Source organism: Campylobacter sp. US25a, from assembly GCF_004379075.1.
GTDB lineage: Bacteria > Campylobacterota > Campylobacteria > Campylobacterales > Campylobacteraceae > Campylobacter_D > Campylobacter_D jejuni.
Genome location: NZ_RYYM01000001.1, coordinates 188,797 through 210,419, shown reverse-complemented (window position 1 = coordinate 210,419; position 21,623 = coordinate 188,797). Strand labels below are relative to the sequence as shown.

The window sequence follows — 21,623 nt, the reverse complement described above, 5'->3', positions numbered from 1 at the left end:
AAAGTATTGCGTCATCTCATCACTACAAAAGATTTTAATAAAGTCGAAATTATGGAGCTTTTTAAAGAAGCAAGTGATTTCTTAGATGAAAAACCTAGAACTTTTCTTAAAGGAAAAAGTATCACGACAATTTTTTTTGAAAACTCTACACGCACCCTTTCATCTTTTGAAAGCGCTGCAAGAAGATTAGGCGCTAGGGTTTTACGCCTTGATGTTTCAAGATCAAGCTCTAGCAAAGGAGAAACTCTTTATGATACTGCTGCTAATTTAGATGCCATGAGTCCTAATGCTATTGTTGTAAGACACGCAAACTCAGGAGTTCCTTTGATATTAGCAAAGCATATGCATTGTCCAGTTGTTAATGGAGGAGATGGAAAACACGCCCATCCTACCCAAGCTTTGCTAGATTTATTCACTATTTATAATCATTTTCAAGGCGATGTCGAAGGTAAGAAAATTTGCATCGTAGGTGATATCAAAAATTCCCGCGTTGCAGCGTCCAATATAGAACTTTTAAGCAGATTTAATCTTGATATCACCCTAGTAGCTCCACCACATTTTATGCCTAATACCCATCTTAAAAAACATTATAAGCTTGATGAGAATATCATAGCAAATTCAGATATTATCATGAGTCTTAGAACACAAACAGAAAGACATAATAAAACCGTTTACGCTTCACTTAAAGACTATGCAAATGATTTTTGTATTCAAAAAAGCTTAGCAAAAGATAAAAAGCTTATTTTACTACATCCAGGCCCTGTAAATCGCAATATTGACATAAGCGATGAAATGATGAGCGATGAAAGAACTTTAGTTTTAAAACAAGTTAAAAATGGAGTGGCCATTAGAATGGCTGTTCTTAAAAAACTCATATTAGAAAATGAAGGATAAAAAATGTTAGAATGGGATTTAAGTGCTTTATTCCACGATAAAGAAGCATTACAAAATTTTACACAAGATCAAATCCAACAAAGTTTAAATTTCAAAAAAAACTATGAAAATAAACTTTATACATTAAATGCTAATGAGTTTTTACAAGCTTTAAAAGATTATGAAAATTTAAATCAAGCCCTTGGCAAAATCATGACTTATGCTTATTTACTTTTTGCTAAAAACACTCAAAATGGTTCTTTTTATGCACAATACGAAGAAGAATGCAAAAAAATAGAAGAAAATTTACTCTTTTTCGAGCTTGAATTTTGTGAGTTAGCTCCTGAAAAAAGTCAAGAATTTACAACTTTTTGTAAAGATTATGATTTTTATCTTTCTAATTTATTGCAAAACAAACGCTATAATCTTAGCAAAAACGAAGAACGCATTATGCTCTATCTTTCAAATACAGGTGCAAATGCTTTTAGTAGGCTTTTTGATGAAAGTATGAGTGCTTTAAAAATCCCTTTTGAAGGTAAAAAACTTAGCGAAGAAGAAATTCTAAGCAAAATGTATGACGAAGATAGAAAGATACGCAAAAAAGCTGCTAAAAAATTCAGTAAAGTTTTGCAAAAAAATAGCAGACTTTTAAGTTTTATTATCAATATGATAAAAACAGAAAGAAAAAATATAAGCTTATTAAGAGGTTATGAAAATGCTGAAATTTCAAGACATATCAGCAATCAAATTTCGCAAAAAAGCGTTGATTCCTTGATAGCAAGTGCGCAAAAACATTTTAACTTAGTATCGCAATTTTACAAAAGAAAAAAACAAATTTTGGGCTATGATGAGCTTAAAGACTATGATAGATATGCACCCATAGGAAAAGAAGCAAGTTTTGATTTTAAAACAAGTAAAAATATTGTTTTAGAGGCATTTCAAGCTTTTTCTTCTCAATTTTATGATATAGCAAAAAATGCTTTTGATCAAGGCTGGATTGATGTTTATCCACAAGAAAATAAACAAGGGGGTGCTTTTTCACATTCTGCAACTTCTGATGCACATCCTTTTGTTTTATTAAACTACACCGATAAAAGGCGTGATCTTTTTACACTTGCACATGAATTAGGACACACCATCCATCAAAAACTTTCTTATAATGTAAGCTATTTAAATCAAAACACGCCTTTAACCACCGCAGAAACAGCTTCAGTTTTTGCTGAAATGCTCGTATTTGATTTTATTAAAGATAAGTTAAAAAAAGAAGAACTCCTATCTTTATATGCAAATAAAATCGAAGATATTTTTGCAACTTTTTATAGACAAATTAATTTTACTTGTTTTGAAAGACGCTTACATGCTCAAGAAAATGAACTTAGCACCGAAGAAATCAATAAAATTTGGATGGAAGAATCTCAAAAGATGTTTCAAGACAGCGTAAAACTTACAAAAAATTATGCTTCTTGGTGGAGTTATATTCCTCATTTTATCCATTCTCCTTTTTACTGCTATGCTTATGCTTATGCTCAACTTTTAGTTTTAGCTCTTTATGGACTTTACAAAAGAAAAAAATGTGAAAATTTTAAAGAACTCTATATCAAAATGCTTTCTTTGGGTGGAAGCGTGAGTCCAAAAGAACTAGTAGGAATGTTTGGATTTGATATAGAAGATGAAGATTTTTGGGAAATAGGCATAAAAGAAATTCAAAAACTCATCAATGAATTTATGGAGTTACAATCATGCTAGAAACAATCTTAAAAAATGAAAATTTTATCCATACCATGCAAAAGCATTGCTATGAAGTTATTTCACATCTTATAGAAGAAAATATAGAATTTTCTATAGTTGCAAATACAAATTTCATAGATTTTAACCCTGAACTTCCCAAAGAGCTTGATGTTAAACAAAATCCTTATGCTCTTTTTGCTCTTGGAGGATACACCTTTGAATCCATACAACTAAATAAAGATTTCATTCAATTTCACGCAGGTTTTGGAAATGATGATTTTGATAGTTTTGTAAAGGTTGATTTAGGAGCTATCACGCAAATTCAAATAGAAAATAGCATTTTATTTGTTAATTTTAGCCTTTATAAACGCGAAGATAGTAAAAATTTACAAAAATCTAAAAATATATTTTTAAATAATCCAAAAAATAAAGATATTTTCAAAAAATGAATCTATTTGAAGATTTAAATGATAGTCAAAAACAGGCAGTAAGCCACATTGATGGAGCTATGCTTATCCTAGCAGGTGCAGGTAGTGGAAAAACTAAAACTATTACTACTCGTCTTGCTTATCTTATCGGTGAAGTAGGCATCCCCTCGCATAACACTCTTACTCTTACTTTTACAAATAAAGCAGCTAGTGTTATGCGTCATAGAGCATTAAATTTTCTACAAGGCAATCACAATCCTTTGCTTTGCACCTTTCATAAATTTGGACTTTTATTTTTAAAACTCCATTTTGAAAGATTGGAGCGTAAAAATAGTTTTATTGTTATCGATACAGATGATACAAAAAAAATAATTAAAGACTTAATCCATGATAAAAACAAAGATAATGTCTATGATATTATCAAATACATATCTTATTGCAAAAATGAAGGCAAAAGAGTAAGCAATGTCTTTGAAGATTTAAATTTACTAAAAGAACATAATTTTGAAAAATATCAAAATGAATACAAATTTGCCAACTATTACCGTGCTTATGAAGAATACTTATTAAAACAAAATTTTGTAGATTTTGATGATCTTTTATTGCTAAGCAATCTCATTTTGGAAAATGATATAAATTTTGCCAAAGAACAAAGCTTACTTTATAATTACATTACAGTTGATGAGTATCAAGATACTAATACCTTGCAATATAAAATTCTAAAAAATCTATGTTGTATGCATGAAAATATCACAGTTGTTGGTGATGATGATCAAAGTATTTATAGTTGGCGTGGAGCAAAAATTGAAAATATTTTAAATTTTCAAAACGATTTTAAAAATGTTAAACTTGTAAAACTTGAACAAAACTATCGTTCAGTAGGGACTATTTTACAAGCAGCAAATAATCTCATATCTCACAATGAGCAACGACTTGGAAAAACTTTAATCTGCACTAAAGATACTGGGGAAAATATTAAAATATTAAAAAACGAAAACGAAAAAGATGAAGGTTTATATATCGCTCAAGAAGTGAAAAAATTGCTAAATTCTGGAGTAGAAGCTAAAGAGATCGCCGTTTTATTTCGAGTTAATGCACTATCAAGAGCAATAGAAGAAGCATTTATGAAGGAAAAAATTTCTTATAAACTGCTTAGCGGTATGCGTTTTTATGAAAGATTAGAAATAAAAGATTTAATCTCGTATCTTAGACTTATCTTAAATCCAAACGATGATTTGTCATTTAGGCGTATTATTAATCGCCCTAAAAGATCCATAGGAGAAAAAGCCCTAAAAAATTTAGAAGAATATGCAAAAAAACGTCAAATTTCACTTTTTGATGCCTTATGTGAAAGCGATGGCGGTGTAGGAATTTTAACAACAAAAAAAGCACAAAATGAAGCAAATATTTTTATACAAAATATTCACACTCTAAAAAGCTACGATAATGCAAAAAAGGTTTTTGATAATATAGAAGAATTATTTAAAATCAAAGATTATTTTTCAGAGCAAGATGATGGAGATGAAAGAATCAGAAATCTTGATGAGTTTTATGCTAATCTAAGAGAAAAACTCAAAGAAGATCCCGAAGCTTCTTTAGAAGATCTACTTAGTGAAATTTCTTTATTAAGTGATCAAGATAATTTAGATGAAGAATGTGTTTGCTTGATGAGTATTCATGCTAGCAAAGGTTTGGAATTTGATTATGTTTTTATAATAGGCTTTGATGAAGGATTTTTTCCTTTAAATAGCGAAGAAAATCTCGAAGAAGAACGCCGTCTTGCTTATGTTGCCATCACTCGCGCCAAAAAATTTCTCACAATAAGTGTTGCAAATTCTCGTTTTTATCATGGTTCAAGAGCAAATATCAATCCTAGTCGCTTCTTAGAAGAAAGTAAATTAATCAATGAAAAATCAAAAAATCAAAATATACAAAAAACTAGCTTTTGTAAAGGAGATCTAGTTAAACATAAAATTTTTGGCATTGGCAGGGTTGTTGAAGTTAATAAAAGAGGAAAAGAGGAACAGCTTAATATTAATTTTGGCGGCATAATGCGTGTAATCATGGCAAGCTTTGTGGAAAAAGCAGTATGAACAAGATCTTTGCAGCCTTTAAACCAAGGGGTTTGAGCTCTAATGCCTTTTTAAGCACTTTAAAGAAAAAATATAAAAATAAAAAAGCAGGATATTCTGGCACTCTTGATCCTTTCGCCAAAGGGATTTTAATCGTTGCATTTGGACAATACACAAAACTTTTCCGTTTTTTAAAAAAAACTCCAAAAACCTATAAAGCTACTTTATGGCTTGGAGTTTACTCCTTAAGTCTTGATGATCAAAATATAAAAGAAATTAAAAATATAAAAGAATTTGATCTTGCAAATTTACAACAAATCGTTGATCAAATGCAAGGAATTATCTCCTATACACCACCGCAATTTAGCGCCAAAAGAATCAATGGAACTCGCGCCTATGAACTTGCAAAAAAAGGTATAGAAGTAAATTTAAAACCTTGTCAAATGGAAGTATTTGATTGCAAGATCTTAAGCTATAATCATCCTTTTTTAAATATTGAAATCACAGTCAGTGAAGGTGCTTATATAAGATCTTATTGCGAACTTTTTGCTAGAAAACTAGGTATTAATGCGACTTTAAGCTCTTTAGAGCGCATTAAAGAAGGCAAATTTGTTTATAATAATGAGAAAAGCTTAAATGTGTTAAAATACATTAACCTAAAGCCAAATTTTATCAAGGATTTAAATAAACTCGAAAATGGTGCTAAAATTTTTGTCGAAGAATTAGAATTTCATGATGAAGGAGATTATTATATTGAAACAGAAAAATATTTTAGCATAATTAATATTAAAGAAAATACAGTAAAATATCTTCTAAATAAGGTTGAAAAATGTTAATATTATCAAGAAAAGAAAATGAAAGTATAATTATCGGAGAAGGTATAGAAATCAAAGTCGTTCAAACAGGGAAAGGATATGCCAAAATAGGTATAGAAGCTCCAAAATCCCTTATGATACTTAGAAAAGAACTTGTTCAACAAGTAAAGGATGAAAATTTGCATTCTGTTGTTCAGAATGATATTAAACTTGATGACTTAAGCAAAAAACTAATCAAATGAAAGCTTACGCTAAAGCAAATATTTTTTTAAAACTTACCGGTTTTGACTCAAGAAAATATCATCTTTTAGAATCACGATTTATACTTTTAAAAGATGTTTTTGATGAGCTTGAGCTTGTTGATAAAGAATCAGATTCTAAAAAAGAATTTGAAATCATTAGTAATTTTAAATGCGAAAATAATATTATTCAAAAGGCTTATTTGCTACTTTCTAGAAGATATAATAACGAATTAAAAGAATTATTTAGCAAAAAAAGTCTAAAACTCACAAAAAATATCCCAGTATGTGCTGGGCTTGGTGGTGGAAGTAGCGATTGTGCGAGTTTTTTACTACTAATAAATGAAACCCTAAATTTAAAATTAAACCTACAAGAACTTATAAATTTAAGCATACAACTAGGAAGTGATATTGCCTTTTTTTTAAGTGGCTTTCACTCTGCTAATGTAAGTAGCTGTGGCGAAATTATAGAAGAATTTGAAGATGACATACCTAATTTAAAATGGACTTTTCCACAAATATCTTGCCAAACTAAAGCTGTTTATGATGAATTTGATAGAGGAATATTTGACTTTCAAAAAAACAATAATCAAGCGCAAATATACAAAAAACTCAGCACAAAAGAGTTGTTACAAAATTTTAAAAACAAAGAATTAAATGATTTATTTACTCCTTGTGCAACTTTATATCCTAAAATGAAGTCTTACTTACAAGAAGATTTTTTTCTAAGCGGTAGCGGTAGTAGTGTTTTTAAGGTTGATCGATGAAAATTATTGCGAGAAATAAAAAAGCTTTATTTGATTATAGCATCATAGAACGCTTTGAAGCCGGAATTGTCCTTAAAGGAAGTGAAGTTGTAGCCTTAAGGGCAGGAAGAGCAAATCTTAAAGACTCTTTTGTTCGCATTATAAAAAATGAGATTTTTTTACTTAATTCTCATATTTCATTACTTCATACTACACATTCTTTCTATAAACACGAAGAAAGAGGCGCTAGAAAGCTTTTAATACATAGAAAGCAAATTGATAAATTATTAGGTAAAGTAAGTATAGAAGGATATACTATCGTTGCATTAGATCTTTATTTTAACACGAAAAATAAAGTAAAAGCCACTCTTGCTTTAGCTAAAGGGAAAAATTTACACGACAAGCGTGAAACTTTAAAGAAAAAGCAAGCCGATTTAGAAGCTAGAGCTGCTATGAAAAATTATAAATAAAGGAAATTAAATGAAAAAAATTTTAACCCTATTTTTAATAAGTTTAGCATTTTTTCTTAATGCTTGCTCCAAAGAAGAAGAAATTCAAAATGATTTTATGTTTGAAGAGTATCACAAAGGAGATAAAATAGTCTTAAATAGTGTAAATGGTGGAAGCAAAACTTTAATAAGAACAGATAAAGGTTTTGTGGTAGAAGGAGAGGAAGGAAAAGTTCTAATGTTTGATTTTTTTGGCACTTTTTGCACCCCATGCAAAGAAGAAGCTTTAGATCTTAGCAAACTTTGGAAAAATAATTCTAGCAAATTTATCATTATAGGACTTACACATTTTGAAGATGTTAGCGATGAAACAGTTAAAAAATTCGCAGATGATTATGGTGCTTACTATTTTCTAAGCAATGGCAGTTCTAATGATCGTATTATTGCTCAAATTTTAAAAGATATAGACTATCAAAATATGGAGCAACTTCCTTTTAAAGTTGTTTTAAAAAATGGAATTTATCAAAAAATAAGCGATTACTGGAATAATAATACTCCAACAAATTTTTATCTTGGCAAAATTCCAACAGAACTCATGCAAGAAGATTTAAATAAAATCTACAAAGGAAAATAATGCCAAAAACCCAAACTCTAGAGCAGACAAAACTTAGTGAACCAAAAATGTATAAAGTTATACTCTTAAATGATGATGTAACAACCATGGATTTTGTCATAGAAATTTTGATGAATATTTTTCATCAAAACCTTGAAAAAGCAAGTCAAACAATGTTAGAAATTCATCACAATGGTTCTGGAATTTGTGGCATTTACACTCAAGAAATAGCTCTTTCAAAACAAAAAAAAGTTATAGATGCGGCTAAACTTGCTAATTTTCCACTACAAGCAAAGGTAGAAGAAGAATGAAATACCAAGAAAATTTACAAAAATATCTTGATAATGCCAAAAATCTAAGCTTAATAAACCACCATGAATTTGTTACCTGTGAGCATGTACTGTTTGCATTACTAAAACTAAGCACTGATTTTAAGGATATATTTGAAGAATTTTCAGATGGAGATCTTGAACTTCTAGAAACTGAATTAAAAAATTACATTTCTCAAAACAATCAAATTATTAAACAAGAAATAGAACCTACAATATCTGTTGTTTTAGATGAAATCTTACTTTCACTTAAAAATAAAAATAATGAAATTAAAATTATAGATTTTTTAGAAAAGCTCATACAGGATTCAAGAAGTTATTCTAGCTATCTCTTAAAAAAACACAACATAAATCTTAACAAAATTCAAGAACTTCAAAATCATGAAAATATACAAAATTTAAGCAACCACACAAGTGATTTAACACTTTTAGCTCAAAATGGCAAGATTGATCCTTTAATAGGAAGAAAATTTGAACTTGAAAGAATGATGCAAATTCTTTCACGTCGCAAAAAAAATAATCCTATTTTAGTAGGAGAGGCAGGAGTTGGTAAAACGGCCATTGTAGAAGGATTAGCATTGGCTATTGCGGAAAAAAAGGTGCCTAAAAACTTACAAAATGCAAAAATTTTTAGTCTTGATATGGCTAGTATACTTGCGGGAACAAAATACCGTGGAGATTTTGAGAAAAGAATTAAAGAAATTTTAAATGAACTTGAGAAAATACCCAATGCTATTTTATTTATTGATGAAATTCACACTATAGTAGGAGCTGGAAATACAGGAGAATCTCATACTGATTTTTCCAATCTTTTAAAACCGGCTCTAAGTAATGGAACTTTAAAATGCATAGGTGCAACAACTTTTATGGAATATAAAAATACTTTTGATAAAAATAAACCCCTAAGTCGCCGTTTTGCTAAAATAAATGTAGATGAACCAAGCCAAGAAGAAAGCTTGCAAATTCTGAAAGGATTAAAAAACAAATATGAAGAATTTCATCATATAAAATTAAACGATGAAATTCTTCAATATGCTGTAATTTGGGGTAAAAAATTTTTTAATGATAAATTTTTACCTGATTGTGCTATAGATCTGGTCGATGAACTTGGTGCTTCTTTTGCTTTAAATCCAAAAGCTAAAAAAAATGCCAATTTAAAAGATTTAGAAAATGTTTTAGCAAAAATGACCCACCATCACAAAATGTTTGAATTCGATCAAAATAAAGCTTTAATGAATTTAAAAGCAAATTTAAAAGCAAAAATTTTTGGCCAAGATGAAGTTATAGATAGCCTTGTTTCATCACTTAAGCAAAGTTTCGCAGGATTTAAAAATTCCAATACACCACGCGGAGTGTTTTTGTTTACTGGATCAAGTGGAGTTGGAAAAACAGAACTTTGCAAAGCTTTAGCTGAATTTTTAGGTTTAAATTTAGAACGCTTTGATATGAGTGAATATGCAGAAAAACATGCTATAAGTAAACTAATAGGATCTCCAGCTGGATATATAGGTTTTGAAGAGGGTGGACTTTTAAGCAATGCTATCCGCAAAAATCCTTTCAGTCTTGTTCTTTTTGACGAAATAGAAAAGGCTCATCCTGATTTAAGTAATACCTTTTTACAGATTTTTGACAATGCTGAACTCACCGACAATAGCGGTCTTAAAGTAGATTTTAAAAATACAATCATTATTATGACATCCAATCTAGGACTTAAAGAAAGCAATGAGCTTGGTTTTTTAAGTAAAAATGAAGAAAAAAGTAATCGTGCTATCAAAGACTTTTTTGCTCCAGAATTTATTAATCGCATTGATAAAATTTTACATTTTAATGATTTAAACGATGCTATACTTGTTAAAATTATCGAAAAAGAACTTGATGAAATTTCTAAAAATTTAAATAATATAAAATTATCAGCGGATGATAAAGCTAAAATTTATTTAGCTAAAAAAGCCTATAATAAAGAATTTGGAGTAAGGCTTTTAAAACGCATAATTTCTGAGGAGATAGGAGAAAAAATCAGTGATGAAATTTTATTCGGAAAGCTTAAAAAAGGCGGTATAGCTAAAATCAAACTTGGTAAAAATGGAAAGCTCGAATTTATATTCTAAATTACTCAATGCACCTAAAAATGCTCCTGTATTTTTAAGTCAAAATTTAGAAGCTGATTTTATTGTAAAAGCTTATACTTTTGGTCTATTCCCATGGACAAGTAAACCTGTAACTTGGTGGTGTCCAGATCCTAGATGCATTTTAATTCCAAATCAAATTCACATCCAAAAAAATATGAAAAAATTTATTAATCTCTATCAAATTAAACTTGATTATGATTTTTTAAAATTAATTACATTATGTCGCGATACACGCTCTCAAAGCTGGATAGATGATGAATTTATTACCACTTATTATAAGTTATTTACCCAAGGCTATGCGCATAGCCTTGAACTTTATGAAAATAATGAACTTATAGGTGGAATTTATGGTTTAATTTTAGGCAAGGTTTTCTTTGGTGAAAGTATGGTAAGCATTAAAAAAAATGCATCTAAAGTTGCCATGATTAAACTTTGTGATTTATTAAAACCTTATGATTTTATCATAGATTGTCAAGTTTATAACCAACATTTAGAATTTATGGGTGCTCATAATATTTCTAGGAAAGAATTTTTAAATATTTTAAAAGAAAAATGCAATCAAGAAAGTGGTTTTAAAAATTTTAAAGATTTAATTACTTAAAAAATAAGCGTGAAAATCACGCTTATGACATTGCTTTAGCAACTTCAGCAGAGCTTTCACGAATTTTCTCCATACATTCTCTTGCTTCTTTTGCAAGTTCAACACTCTGATTAACATCCTCTAAACCGCTTTTAATACTCTCAACCACTTGTGATGTAACATTACGAATAGAATTAATCGTAGTGGTAATTTCATTAACTGAATGCCCTGTTCTTTCGGCTAAATTTCTTACTTCATCAGCAACAACAGCAAAACCTCTACCATGTTCACCAGCACGCGCTGCCTCAATAGCAGCATTTAAAGCAAGCAGATTAGTCTGATCAGCAATATCACTAATAGTCTGAATAATAGATTTAATTTCATCTGATTGTTGATTTAATGAAGAAACAAGATTTGAACTTTGAGACATCATATCAGCAATATTCTGAACATTTGAAACAGTGTTTTCAATTACACGATCTCCATCTTGAGTAAGATTATCATTTTTTTCTGCAAGTTCGCTTATGAGGCGAAGTTTTTCTTGATCTTTTTTAACTTGTTCGCTTATATCTGTAGCAAATTTAATAACCTTGTAAATTTTCCCATCATCATTTTTAACCGGATTATAACTTGCTTCAAGGTATACTTTTTTATTATTTCTTCCGTATCTTATATATTTACCTGATTGAAATTTGCCCTCTCTTAAATCTTCCCAAAATTGAACATAGTCCTTAGAGTGTCTATAATTAGAATCACAGAACATACTATGATGCTTTCCTTTAATCTCATCAATATTAAAATCCATAGTTCTTAAAAAATTTTCATTAGCCGTAATAATAGTCCCATCAGGTTTAAATTCAATAATAGCCATAGAACGATTAGCAGCAGCAATAGTATTTCTAAGATCAAGCATTTCATAATGTCTTTGAGTTATATCATTGGCAAATTTAATAATTTTATAAACATGACCATTATTATCACTAATTGGAAGATAATTTGCTTCTAAATAAACATCTATCCCTCCCTTAGCTATACGTCTAAAAAGACCACTTCTAGCTTTTCCATCTCTTAAATCTTTCCAAAAATCACTATATGCTGAAGAATTAACAACTTCAGGCAAACAAAACATACTATGATGCTTGCCCTTGATCTCTGAAAGGGAGTATTTCATAGTTGTTAAAAAATTTTGATTTGCCTCTAAAATAACGCCATCGGTGGTAAATTCAATTACCGCCATGGTATTCCCAATAGATCTTAAAATATCTCCTAAACCATTGCACTTTTTTTCAAGTTGTTCAATTATTTCAGTATTATTTTTCTTAGCACCAAACATAAAACTCACCTTTTTAATAATAAATTATTTTAAAATTATATCATATTTATATAGTATTATTTACTTAAAATTATATTAATTTATAAGTTAAATATATCCTTTAAACCTACAATAATCATCTTAAATCCCATAGCAGCAATAAACACTTGTGCTATGCGAGAAAAAACATGTAAAATCAATTTTCCAACTATTTTTTCTATAGTAGCTGCAAAATGAAAAAGTACAAACATAAATATAAAAGCTATCATTACTCCGCCAAGAGCAACATCAAGCCCACCATCTTCGGCTATAACGACAATACTAGCTAAAGTTCCAGGTCCAACAAGCATAGGAAATGCCATAGGTATTAAACTCTGTCTTAAAATTTCCTTATCATCCATATCCTGATAAGAACTAAAATCCTTAGTTACAATTTTTGTTGAAAAAAGTAAATTTTTAATAGCCATTACAATAAGAACCAAACCACCAGAAACCCTTAAATCATCTAATGAAACTCTAAAAATATAGTTCATAAATAAAGGTCCTGATAATAAAAATACCAAAACTATAGTAAAAGCTGTATAGACAATAGTTCTAAAAAGTTTTTTCCGAAGCATTAAAGGCAATCCATCACTCATAGCCAAAAATTGAGTTAAATTACCAAAAGGATTTAAGATGGCAAGTAAAGTAATTGCAGCAAAAAATATCAAATAAAGCTCAGAACCCATACTAGAAAACATTATCAATCCTTAGTTTTTACAAATTCCAAAGAAATAGAATTTACACAATGTCTTACATTTTTAGCAGAAAACCCCTCTCCTTCAAAAACATGACCTAAATGTCCATTGCAGTTTGCACACACAATCTCGGTTCTAATCCCATCTTTATCAGGAATTCTTTTAATAGCTCCTCTTATTTCATCATCAAAGCTAGGCCATCCACAACCTGATTTAAATTTATCTTCGGATTTATAAAGCGAAGCTCCACATTGCTTGCATTGATAAATTCCTTTTTCATAAAAATCATTATATTTCCCACTAAAAGGAGCTTCTGTTCCTTTATTTAAAATTACTTTTTTTTCTTCTTCATTTAATTCTTTCATGATCTACCCTTGTAAAATAATTTTTATATTATATAATTAAAATTTCAATTTTAAATGATAAATTTTTATAATTTTCAAGAAAGTTTTAAATGCAAAAAGAATTTTTTCAAGAGCTTCAAAATATTTTATATGAAAAAAATACAAATATAAAATTTCACTCTTTTCAAAATTTTTATGAAGACTTTAAAAGCCACAAATTTATTTTTAATCACGAGAATCAAAGCATTTTCAAAAAAAATACATCACAACAAATTACCTTACTTCATCCTACGCGTATAAGAAGACCTAAATTTGTCAATTCAACTCATGCGCTTGCTAAAATAATTCATTCAGTCGCTCATATAGAATTTAATGCAATTAACCTAGCTTTAGATGCTAGTTATCGCTTTAAAAATCTACCTTTGCAATTTTATTACGATTGGCTGGAGGTAGCAGATGAGGAAATTAAACATTTCAAACTTTTAAATTCAGTACTTGAAGAACTTGGTTACAAATATGGAGATTTTCCAGTGCATGATAATTTAGAATCTGCTCTAGAAGCTACAAAAGACTCTTTAAGCTTTAGAATGGGAGTAGTTCATAGAGGTTTAGAAGCTAAAGGGCTTGATGCCAACCCCTTTGTTGTTCAAAAACTTGAAAGCTCCAATCACTCCATTAAAAATCTTTTAATGGAATATCTTGAAATTATACTTAATGATGAAATAAAACACGTTAAAAAAGGAGATACTTGGTGGAAATTTTCAAATCAAAACAAGTATGATTTTATCGAACTTTGCAAAACATTTAAACAATTCTCTCTTGCAGGAAAAAAACTTAACATTCAGGCAAGAATCAAAGCTGGTTTTACTCAAGAAGAATGCGAAGTCATTGAAAAATTTTACTCTTGATTTCTTATCTTAAATTTTGAAACAATAATGGTATATAAAACCCGAATAATTCCATAAAGCACATACAAGCTTGCTAAAATTACTAAACTTTCAAGGGGGTAAAGATATAAAAATGAAAATATTATAATTAAAATAATCAAAACTTTTAAAACGCTAGAACGATTAAAATCAAGCTTTTTAAAGCTGGGATAGCGTATATTACTTACCATTAAAAGCCCTAAAATTGCTTGAAGCACCAAAAAAACTACACCATAAGGCTTTAAAAAATCATAACTGATAAACGCATAAGTCCATATAGCACTCACAACTGCTGCAGTAGGTATAGGAAGACCTATAAAAACAGAAGGTTCATAAGTACCCGTGGTAACATTAAATCTCGCCAAACGAATGGCTCCAAAAACCACAAAAAAAGCCGTAATCAAAGATCCAAGTTTTCCAAAATCATAACCTATAGCCATATAAAAAAGAACCGCTGGAGCAACTCCAAAAGCTACTAGATCGGCTAAAGAATCAAATTCTACTCCAAATTTTGAAGTAGAATTTGTAAGTCTTGCAACACGGCCATCAAGCCCATCGCAAATCAAAGATAAAATAATATAAATCAAAGCTGTATAATAATTTCCATGTATTGAAGCTATAATAGAAATAACCCCTAAAAAAGCTGAAGCAGCTGTAAAAAGATTGGGTAAAATATAAATTAATTGCGGTCTGTTATTCATTATTTTTCCTTACGCAAAATAGCCTAACAATGAACCTGCTTTAATTTCATCATTTAAGCCTATATGAATTCTAGTATCTTTTGGTAAAAGTAAACTTATAGAGCCATTAATTAAAAAACCCATTCTATCTCCTGCTTTTAAATCATGAGAAATATTATCGAGCTTTAATTTTCTATCAAAAGAACCTGCATAGATTCGCAAAGCTATCGTTTTATTCTCTTTAACTTTTGCCAAAATAAAAACTCTTTGATTCATCATTTTTGCAGATTTTAATTCACTGCACAAAAAAAGGCCATGTCGTAAACGAATATCTGTTATAGTCATTGCAAAAGGTGTATTAAAATTTCCAGCATCATAAAGAGCATTTTTAATAGTAATTTCAACACATTCACCCAAATCTTTATGATGAATATTTTCTATTTTAGTAACCCTACCATCTATAGGTGCAAAAATAGCTTTTTCATCACTACAAACAAGTTCTCTTTTAGGCACTCTAAAAAGAAAAATACAAATTACAATTAATGTTAATAGCAAGATGGAAAAAGAATAAAAAATCCACACAAAAATAAAAATCAAGCTTAAAATAATAAGACTTAAATATCCATCTTTTGCAATAAAATCTTTCATTCTTCTACTTTAACTTCAGTTTTAACTTCTTCAAGTTCTTGTAAACGACTTGGTAGACTATTTTGATCCTCAAACTCTTTAATAATCTCGCGCACTTTAGTACCTTCAATAGTTTCTTCTTCATAAAGGGCTGCAACCATAGTCTCAATCGCTCCTTTATAAGTATTTAAAGTATCTTTAACATCTTTATAGCGTTCATCTAAGGTTTTCTTTACATAATCATCTAAAGATTCTGCCATCTTTTCAGAATAATCTTTTATGGTTTGTCCACCACTTAAGAAAGTATTTCTTTGTTTTTCAAGCACCATAAGTCCTGCAATTTCACTCATACCATACATAGAAATCATAGCTTTTATGATATCGGTTGCTCTTTCTAAATCATTACTTGCACCCGTTGAAATTTCACCTATAAACACTTCTTCAGCTGCACGACCACCTAAAAGTACATCTACTTCAGCGATAAGTTCATGTTTTTGCATTAAAAATTTATTTTCCTCAGGAGTATTTAAAGTATAACCTAAAGCCGCAAGACCACGCGGAATCACAGAAACCTTACTTACACGTTTTGCACCTTTGGTAGTTTCAGCGATTAAAGCATGACCGCATTCATGATAAGTAACAATTTTCTTTTCTTTTTCATTAATACGACGTGATTTCTTCTCAAGTCCTGCTATAGCTCTTTCAACAGCTTCAACTAAATCATTTTGTTCTACATATTTTTTAGAATCCCTACCCGCTAAAAGTGCCGCTTCATTAATAATATTTGCAAGATCAGCTCCTGCAAGCCCTGCGGTTAAGCGTGCTATGTCTTCTACCTTAACTTTTGGGGAGATTTTTACATCTTTCATGTGCACTTTTAAAATATCACACCTACCTTTAAAATCAGGTTTATCAACTAAAACTTGTCTATCAAACCTTCCTGGTCTTAAAAGCGCTGCATCTAAAACTTCTGGGCGATTTGTTGCTGCTAAAACAATGACTGGAGAACTTTCTGTCCCAAAGCCATCCATTTCAGCCAAAAGCTGATTTAAAGTTTGCTCTCTTTCATCGTTTCCACCCATCATGCCACTTGCCGCACGACTTTTACCTATAGCATCTATTTCATCAATAAAAACAATAGCAGGAGCTTCTTTTTTTGCATTTTCAAACAAATCTCTCACACGAGAAGCACCTACACCCACAAACATTTCTATAAAAGACGAACCTGAAACACTAAAAAACGGCACATCAGCTTCACCTGCAACTGCTTTTGCAAGCAAAGTTTTTCCTGTACCTGGAGGTCCAACAAGCAAAAGTCCTTTTGGAATTTTCGCTCCCAATTTAATATATCTTTCAGGATACTTTAAAAAATCTACAATTTCTTTTACTTCTTCTTTAGCTTCTTCAACACCAGCTACATCGCTAAATTTTACTTTAGGTTTTTCTGAATTTACAAGCTTCTTAGAACTTCCTATACCCAATATAGAACTTCCCATATTTTTTTGCATACGACTTGCCAAAAACATCCAAATACCAAAGAAAATAAATACTGGCAAAACCCATGAAAAAAGTATGTCCGTAAACCAATTTGTTTCAGAATAGGCACCATAAGCGATATTTTTACTATCTAGTAAACTCACAAGCTCAGGATCGTTAACTTTTTTTGCTGTATAAACAGTATTGTGAGAGCTTGAAATTGCTTTGATTGTTGTTTGTCCTATACTAACTTGATTGATTTGTCCACTTTCAATAAGCTTTTTTAACTCAGAATAAGGGACATTTTTATTTACTTCATTACCATTCAATGCCCCACCAAAAGAACCATTGCCATCAAAAAATCCCTTAAAAATAATTATCATTACAATTGCAAAAATCGCAAAAATAAAAATGGGATTTTTGTTAAAAAAATTATTACCCTGCGGATTACCCTTATTATTTGGGGTATTATTATTCATTACTTATCCTTTTTATTGTTTTTATATACAAAACTACACCACTCATTGATTTGCATTTCATCAATGAGTTCTAAATCTTGAAATTTTTCTTTAATTCTTGTTGAATATTTATCTAAAATTCCTGACAAAATAAGTATAGCATTATCTTCTAAATGGTTTTTAATATCTTTTTCTAAAATTAAAATCACATCTGCAATGATATTTGCAACAATTAGGTTATATAAACCATTTGCTTTATCTATAGATCCACACCAAGTCTTATGAAAATCGACATCATTTAATCTTGCATTTTCCAAAGAACTATCAATAGCCAACTCATCAGTATCACAAATTTCAACATTACAGCCAAACTTTGCCATGATAATACCTAAAATTCCACTACCGCAACCAAGATCTAAGGCTCTTAATTTACTTTTAGAAAATTTTTGTAAAAATTTTACACAAGAATATGTGCTTTCATGATGTCCTGAGCCAAAGGCTAAGGCTGGATTAATCTTTATATTTATATAATTCTTTTTTTCTTCTTGCCAAGTGGTATGGATATAAACATTATCCACTAAAATAGGTTTTATGCCGTTTTTATATTCTTGTATCCAGTCCTTGTTTTCTTTCTCTACAAGACTTAAATTAGAAATAATTTTATGGTTTAAATTGAAAGTAGTTGTAAGTTTTTGAGCAAATATTTCAAGTGCCCATGAAAGCTCTTCTAAACTCTCATGGGATCTAATATAAACACCATTATCTTTCTCTTCTATAGCTTCTATACCTAAATCAAAAGCAAAATCAAGAAATAAATTTTTATACTGCTCTTCTACGATAAAGAACAATTCGTAATATTTTTTTTGCATTTAGAATTTTAAAAATCAGCCTTTACTCAGCTGTACCTTCTCCACTTCCTATTCCTAAAACATCTTCAAGCTTTTCTTTTAAAACTTGTGGAGTAAAAGGTTTTACAATATAGTTATTTACGCCAGCTTTTAAAGCAGTAATCACTTCAGCTTTTCCGCCCTCAGTTGTAACCATGATAATAGGCATATCTTCATATTTTTTCTCTGCTCTTACTTTTTTTACCAACTCCAAGCCATTCATTTCTGGCATATTCCAATCTGTAATTAAAACTTTTACATCTTCATTTTTAGTTAATAAATCCCAAGCCTCAACGCCATGCTCGGCTTCTAAAACATCATCGTGTCCAAGTCTTGTTAGGGTATTTTTAATAATCCTTCTCATAGTAGAACTGTCATCAACAACTAACAATTTCACAATTTCGTCCTTTCAAAGTTTTTATAGTTTTATTTTACCCTTTTTAGCCTTATTAATCAAGCTAAAAAATTTTAAAAAATAGCATTATATCATCTTTTATTTAAAATTTTACTCAAATATTATTATTTTTATACTTAACCGTAAATAAATATACACTTAAACCTAAAAGAAGCAAGCTCACTCCACCGATAAGATAAATCGCATAAATCATCTGAGAAAAATCACCAATAGCAAGTTTAAATACCAACATCAAAGCTTCTATAGCCAAAGCAATGATAATAGAACCTAAAAATCTCACCATAGTTTTTTGAATTCCGCCTTCTTCTTTTTTTGTTTTTCCTAATACTTCTTGTTCGATCAAAGTTTTTGCCAAATCGAAAATAGCTAAAGCTAAAGTTATAGCAATAGTACTTTCAAACATATGTTCTATACCTATAGCTTGATTATCAAAAAGACTAAAAAAACCTTTTTGAAATAAAAAGCAAGTAATCACAAATAAAACCAGTGCGAAACAAAAATATACCAAACGACTAAATTGAGTAAAAACAAACTCAAATTTTCCTGCTTGAATAATCCTTAAAATATCTTCAAGCTTGATATCGATACAAACAACAAAAAGCAAGTTATTTTTATCATCGTAAATTGGCATAGAAGCTGTCACGCAAAGTTCGTTGTTTAAAACCGAAGGATAAGGATCGCTTAAAACGCATCGTCTTAATTTTACAGCTCTGTAAAAATAAGAACGAGTACTTCTATCCTCACCCTGCCCTATTTCATGAGCCTTATTTAAGGAAATTGCATTTTCTATTTGCATGCCTGAAATATCTAAAATATACAGAGCATCAAAAACAACAACTTCATGAGCTATTTTATCTAAAGCTGTTTTAATCGTTTCAAGGTGAATGTCAGGAAGTTTATTAGGTAAATTTCTTGTTAAAATATAACTCATATAAGCTCTAGCGCGATAGCGATTATCTTCAAATCTTTGTATATCTTTTATATACATTATACACCTTCTTTATTGTGTTTAAATTCAGGCACAATCTTTAATAAAGCTTCTGAAATATCTTCACATATTTGTAAATTTTCTATCTCTTTATTAAGCCAATCAAGATCAACCTTTTCATTCTTTGCTACAAAAATACTCTCATATTGCGTTTTAGCATCATTTTCATCAATCAAAAGCTCTTCATAAAGCTTCTCGCCTTTTCTTAAGCCTGTGATTTTAATTTCTAAATCATTACGATTAGAAAGTAAAAGCATTTTTTTAGCTAAATCTATGATTTTTACAGGCTTACCCATATCCAAAACAAAAAGTTCTCCCCCTTTTGCAATAGCTCCAGCTTGTAAAACAAGTTGCACTGCCTCAGCCACAAGCATAAAATAACGCACTATATCAGGGTGTGTTAAAGTTAAAGGCTCATTATTGGCAATTTGTGCTTTAAATTTCGGTATCACACTACCACTAGAACCTAAAACATTACCAAAACGCACACAAGCAACTTCAAAATTTTCATCACTCATACTTAAAGTATAAAGCTCGCAAACTCTCTTAGTGCAACCCATAATATTTGTTGGTCGCACTGCTTTATCTGTACTTATCATCACAAATTTAGCTACTTTATTTTCTTTAGCACTATCGCATAAAATTTTAGTTCCTAAAATATTATTAATTACTGCTGAATGTGGATTTTGTTCGCAAAGAGGCACATGTTTATAAGCGGCTGCATGTAAAATAAGCTCAGGTTTATAAGTTTTTAATACCTCATCTAAACTTTGCTTATCTAAAATACTTAACAAAATAGGAGTAATTTTTTCTTTATATAAATTTAAATCATCATTGATTTTATAAAGATTATACTCACTATGATCAACCATGATAAGATGCTTAGCGCCAAATTTAATACATTGCTTACAAAGTTCACTGCCTATAGTTCCACCTGCTCCACTTACCAAAACTACCTTGTCTTTTAAAAAAGTCGCCACAGCACTATCGTCTAAATCTTTTGGTTTTCTAGCAAGCAAGTCTTCTATACTGATATCTCTTGCTTCATTTCTTGTAAAAGAAAATATTTTTACATCGCAAATACCATAAGCTACAAGTTCTTCAAAAAGTTTTTTAAGCTCTTCTTGTTCAAGTCTTAAAGCAATAATGGCAGTTTTTACCCCTTGTTCTACATAAGATTTTATTTTTTCTTTTTCTTCTACAATAAATTTATCACAATAAGTCCCTATAAGCTCTTTCCTCGCATCAACTACACCCACAGGAAAAAGTCCTAAAGAACCTTCTTTTGCGCCTTTTAACAAATGCAAAGCCTTAGAAGTTGCCCCTACTACAACACAAGGAGTTTCTTCTTCTTTCATTTTAGAAGGTTTAAAATCCACAAGCATTCTTTTGCTAATTCTTAAAGTACCTATAAACATATAAGAAAGAACAAAATCTATCACAATAGCACTTCTTGGAAAAGGATTAAAAAAATCACTAAAAAAATAAAAAATAAGAAAAAAACAAAACTCAGCTAAAAGCAAAGCAATAAAAATTTTTCTTGCTTCATTGAGAGAAAAAAATCTCCAAGCTACTTTATAAATTCTAAAAACAAACAAAAATGAAAGTTTTAAAACAAGCAAAATAATAGCAGAAATCATCATACCATGATAAAAAATACTCGGAATATCTCCACTAAATCTCAAAGAAAAAGCCAGATAAACGCTAAGTAAAATTAAAACAATATCTGAAGTTAAAAAAAATGCTAATCTTTTGCTTTTATAAAAAATCAT

The 21,623-nt window shown here is 29.8% G+C and carries 23 protein-coding genes; 13 read left to right on the top strand and 10 right to left on the bottom strand.

Going from position 1 to position 21,623, the window contains the following annotated elements:
* Positions 1–6 precede the first annotated feature (6 nt).
* From ELQ12_RS01095 to aat, 12 genes are read left to right on the top strand one after another with little or no spacing between them, the layout of a single operon-like run.
* Positions 7–894 carry an aspartate carbamoyltransferase catalytic subunit gene (locus ELQ12_RS01095; RefSeq protein WP_134264510.1) on the top strand — a complete coding sequence of 296 codons (888 nt, stop codon included), beginning with the start codon at positions 7–9 and terminating at the stop codon, positions 892–894.
* Between the two features lie 3 nt (positions 895–897).
* On the top strand, positions 898–2,619 hold the full coding sequence (locus tag ELQ12_RS01090) for a M3 family oligoendopeptidase (RefSeq protein ID WP_070242917.1): 1,722 nt from the start codon (positions 898–900) through the stop codon (positions 2,617–2,619).
* On the top strand, positions 2,613–3,050 hold the full coding sequence (locus ELQ12_RS01085; RefSeq protein ID WP_002861821.1) for a hypothetical protein: 438 nt from the start codon (positions 2,613–2,615) through the stop codon (positions 3,048–3,050). Before ELQ12_RS01090 ends, ELQ12_RS01085 begins: the two co-directional genes overlap by 7 nt.
* Positions 3,047–5,122: a 3'-5' exonuclease gene (locus ELQ12_RS01080; RefSeq protein ID WP_002870523.1), complete on the top strand. Its 2,076-nt coding sequence runs from the start codon at positions 3,047–3,049 to the stop codon at positions 5,120–5,122. The genes ELQ12_RS01085 and ELQ12_RS01080 overlap by 4 nt, the downstream gene beginning before the upstream one ends.
* Positions 5,119–5,937, top strand: coding sequence for a tRNA pseudouridine(55) synthase TruB (gene truB, locus ELQ12_RS01075; RefSeq protein ID WP_074497725.1), 819 nt, complete (start codon positions 5,119–5,121; stop codon positions 5,935–5,937). The genes ELQ12_RS01080 and truB overlap by 4 nt, the downstream gene beginning before the upstream one ends.
* Positions 5,931–6,158: a carbon storage regulator CsrA gene (csrA, locus tag ELQ12_RS01070; protein WP_002852854.1), complete on the top strand. Its 228-nt coding sequence runs from the start codon at positions 5,931–5,933 to the stop codon at positions 6,156–6,158. Before truB ends, csrA begins: the two co-directional genes overlap by 7 nt.
* Positions 6,155–6,922, top strand: a complete 768-nt coding sequence (locus ELQ12_RS01065) for a 4-(cytidine 5'-diphospho)-2-C-methyl-D-erythritol kinase (RefSeq protein WP_002859130.1) — start codon at positions 6,155–6,157, stop codon at positions 6,920–6,922. The genes csrA and ELQ12_RS01065 overlap by 4 nt, the downstream gene beginning before the upstream one ends.
* Positions 6,919–7,371, top strand: coding sequence for an SsrA-binding protein SmpB (gene smpB, locus ELQ12_RS01060; RefSeq protein WP_070292685.1), 453 nt, complete (start codon positions 6,919–6,921; stop codon positions 7,369–7,371). Before ELQ12_RS01065 ends, smpB begins: the two co-directional genes overlap by 4 nt.
* Before the next feature lie 10 nt (positions 7,372–7,381).
* Positions 7,382–7,984 (top strand): TlpA disulfide reductase family protein, encoded by a 603-nt coding sequence (locus ELQ12_RS01055; RefSeq protein WP_002888338.1) that lies wholly within the window; start codon positions 7,382–7,384, stop codon positions 7,982–7,984.
* Positions 7,984–8,274 (top strand): ATP-dependent Clp protease adaptor ClpS, encoded by a 291-nt coding sequence (locus ELQ12_RS01050; protein WP_002856038.1) that lies wholly within the window; start codon positions 7,984–7,986, stop codon positions 8,272–8,274. Before ELQ12_RS01055 ends, ELQ12_RS01050 begins: the two co-directional genes overlap by 1 nt.
* Complete coding sequence (locus ELQ12_RS01045; RefSeq protein ID WP_044793935.1) at positions 8,271–10,400, top strand: AAA family ATPase; 2,130 nt, start codon at positions 8,271–8,273, stop codon at positions 10,398–10,400. The genes ELQ12_RS01050 and ELQ12_RS01045 overlap by 4 nt, the downstream gene beginning before the upstream one ends.
* A complete protein-coding gene (gene aat, locus ELQ12_RS01040) occupies positions 10,375–11,022 on the top strand; it encodes a leucyl/phenylalanyl-tRNA--protein transferase (protein WP_002826100.1) in 648 nt (215 codons plus the stop codon). Before ELQ12_RS01045 ends, aat begins: the two co-directional genes overlap by 26 nt.
* 22 nt (positions 11,023–11,044) lie before the next feature.
* Here the strand turns inward: aat and cetZ are convergent, their stop codons facing one another.
* The 3 genes from cetZ to ELQ12_RS01025 all read right to left on the bottom strand — a co-directional run bounded on the left by cetZ (position 11,045) and on the right by ELQ12_RS01025 (position 13,415).
* Entirely contained in the window at positions 11,045–12,334 is a 1,290-nt protein-coding gene (cetZ, locus tag ELQ12_RS01035; protein ID WP_002861827.1) for an energy taxis response protein CetZ, read from the bottom strand.
* A gap of 80 nt (positions 12,335–12,414) precedes the next feature.
* Positions 12,415–13,041, bottom strand: a complete 627-nt coding sequence (locus ELQ12_RS01030; RefSeq protein WP_074486966.1) for a MarC family protein — start codon at positions 13,039–13,041, stop codon at positions 12,415–12,417.
* Positions 13,042–13,055: 14 nt separating this feature from the next.
* Positions 13,056–13,415, bottom strand: coding sequence for a methionine-R-sulfoxide reductase (locus ELQ12_RS01025; RefSeq protein ID WP_002861829.1), 360 nt, complete (start codon positions 13,413–13,415; stop codon positions 13,056–13,058).
* 89 nt (positions 13,416–13,504) lie between these two features.
* Here ELQ12_RS01025 and ELQ12_RS01020 point away from each other — a divergent pair, with 89 nt between their 5' ends.
* Positions 13,505–14,302: a ferritin-like domain-containing protein gene (locus ELQ12_RS01020; protein ID WP_002870517.1), complete on the top strand. Its 798-nt coding sequence runs from the start codon at positions 13,505–13,507 to the stop codon at positions 14,300–14,302.
* On the opposite strand, the gene pssA is transcribed toward ELQ12_RS01020, so the two are convergent.
* The 7 genes from pssA to pglF all read right to left on the bottom strand — a co-directional run bounded on the left by pssA (position 14,293) and on the right by pglF (position 21,623).
* Complete coding sequence (gene pssA / locus ELQ12_RS01015) at positions 14,293–15,021, bottom strand: CDP-diacylglycerol--serine O-phosphatidyltransferase (RefSeq protein ID WP_002859122.1); 729 nt, start codon at positions 15,019–15,021, stop codon at positions 14,293–14,295. The two genes, ELQ12_RS01020 and pssA, sit on opposite strands and share 10 nt — an antisense overlap.
* A 9-nt stretch (positions 15,022–15,030) precedes the next feature.
* A complete protein-coding gene (locus ELQ12_RS01010; RefSeq protein ID WP_070210818.1) occupies positions 15,031–15,648 on the bottom strand; it encodes a phosphatidylserine decarboxylase in 618 nt (205 codons plus the stop codon).
* Positions 15,645–17,582, bottom strand: coding sequence for an ATP-dependent zinc metalloprotease FtsH (ftsH, locus tag ELQ12_RS01005; protein ID WP_052857560.1), 1,938 nt, complete (start codon positions 17,580–17,582; stop codon positions 15,645–15,647). The genes ELQ12_RS01010 and ftsH overlap by 4 nt, the downstream gene beginning before the upstream one ends.
* Entirely contained in the window at positions 17,582–18,430 is an 849-nt protein-coding gene (locus ELQ12_RS01000; protein WP_002861833.1) for a 50S ribosomal protein L11 methyltransferase, read from the bottom strand. The genes ftsH and ELQ12_RS01000 overlap by 1 nt, the downstream gene beginning before the upstream one ends.
* A gap of 22 nt (positions 18,431–18,452) precedes the next feature.
* Positions 18,453–18,845 (bottom strand): chemotaxis response regulator CheY, encoded by a 393-nt coding sequence (locus tag ELQ12_RS00995; RefSeq protein WP_002870513.1) that lies wholly within the window; start codon positions 18,843–18,845, stop codon positions 18,453–18,455.
* A gap of 112 nt (positions 18,846–18,957) precedes the next feature.
* On the bottom strand, positions 18,958–19,851 hold the full coding sequence (locus ELQ12_RS00990; RefSeq protein WP_002861835.1) for a PDC sensor domain-containing protein: 894 nt from the start codon (positions 19,849–19,851) through the stop codon (positions 18,958–18,960).
* Positions 19,851–21,623 carry a UDP-N-acetylglucosamine 4,6-dehydratase (configuration-retaining) gene (gene pglF / locus ELQ12_RS00985; protein ID WP_070210816.1) on the bottom strand — a complete coding sequence of 591 codons (1,773 nt, stop codon included), beginning with the start codon at positions 21,621–21,623 and terminating at the stop codon, positions 19,851–19,853. Before pglF ends, ELQ12_RS00990 begins: the two co-directional genes overlap by 1 nt.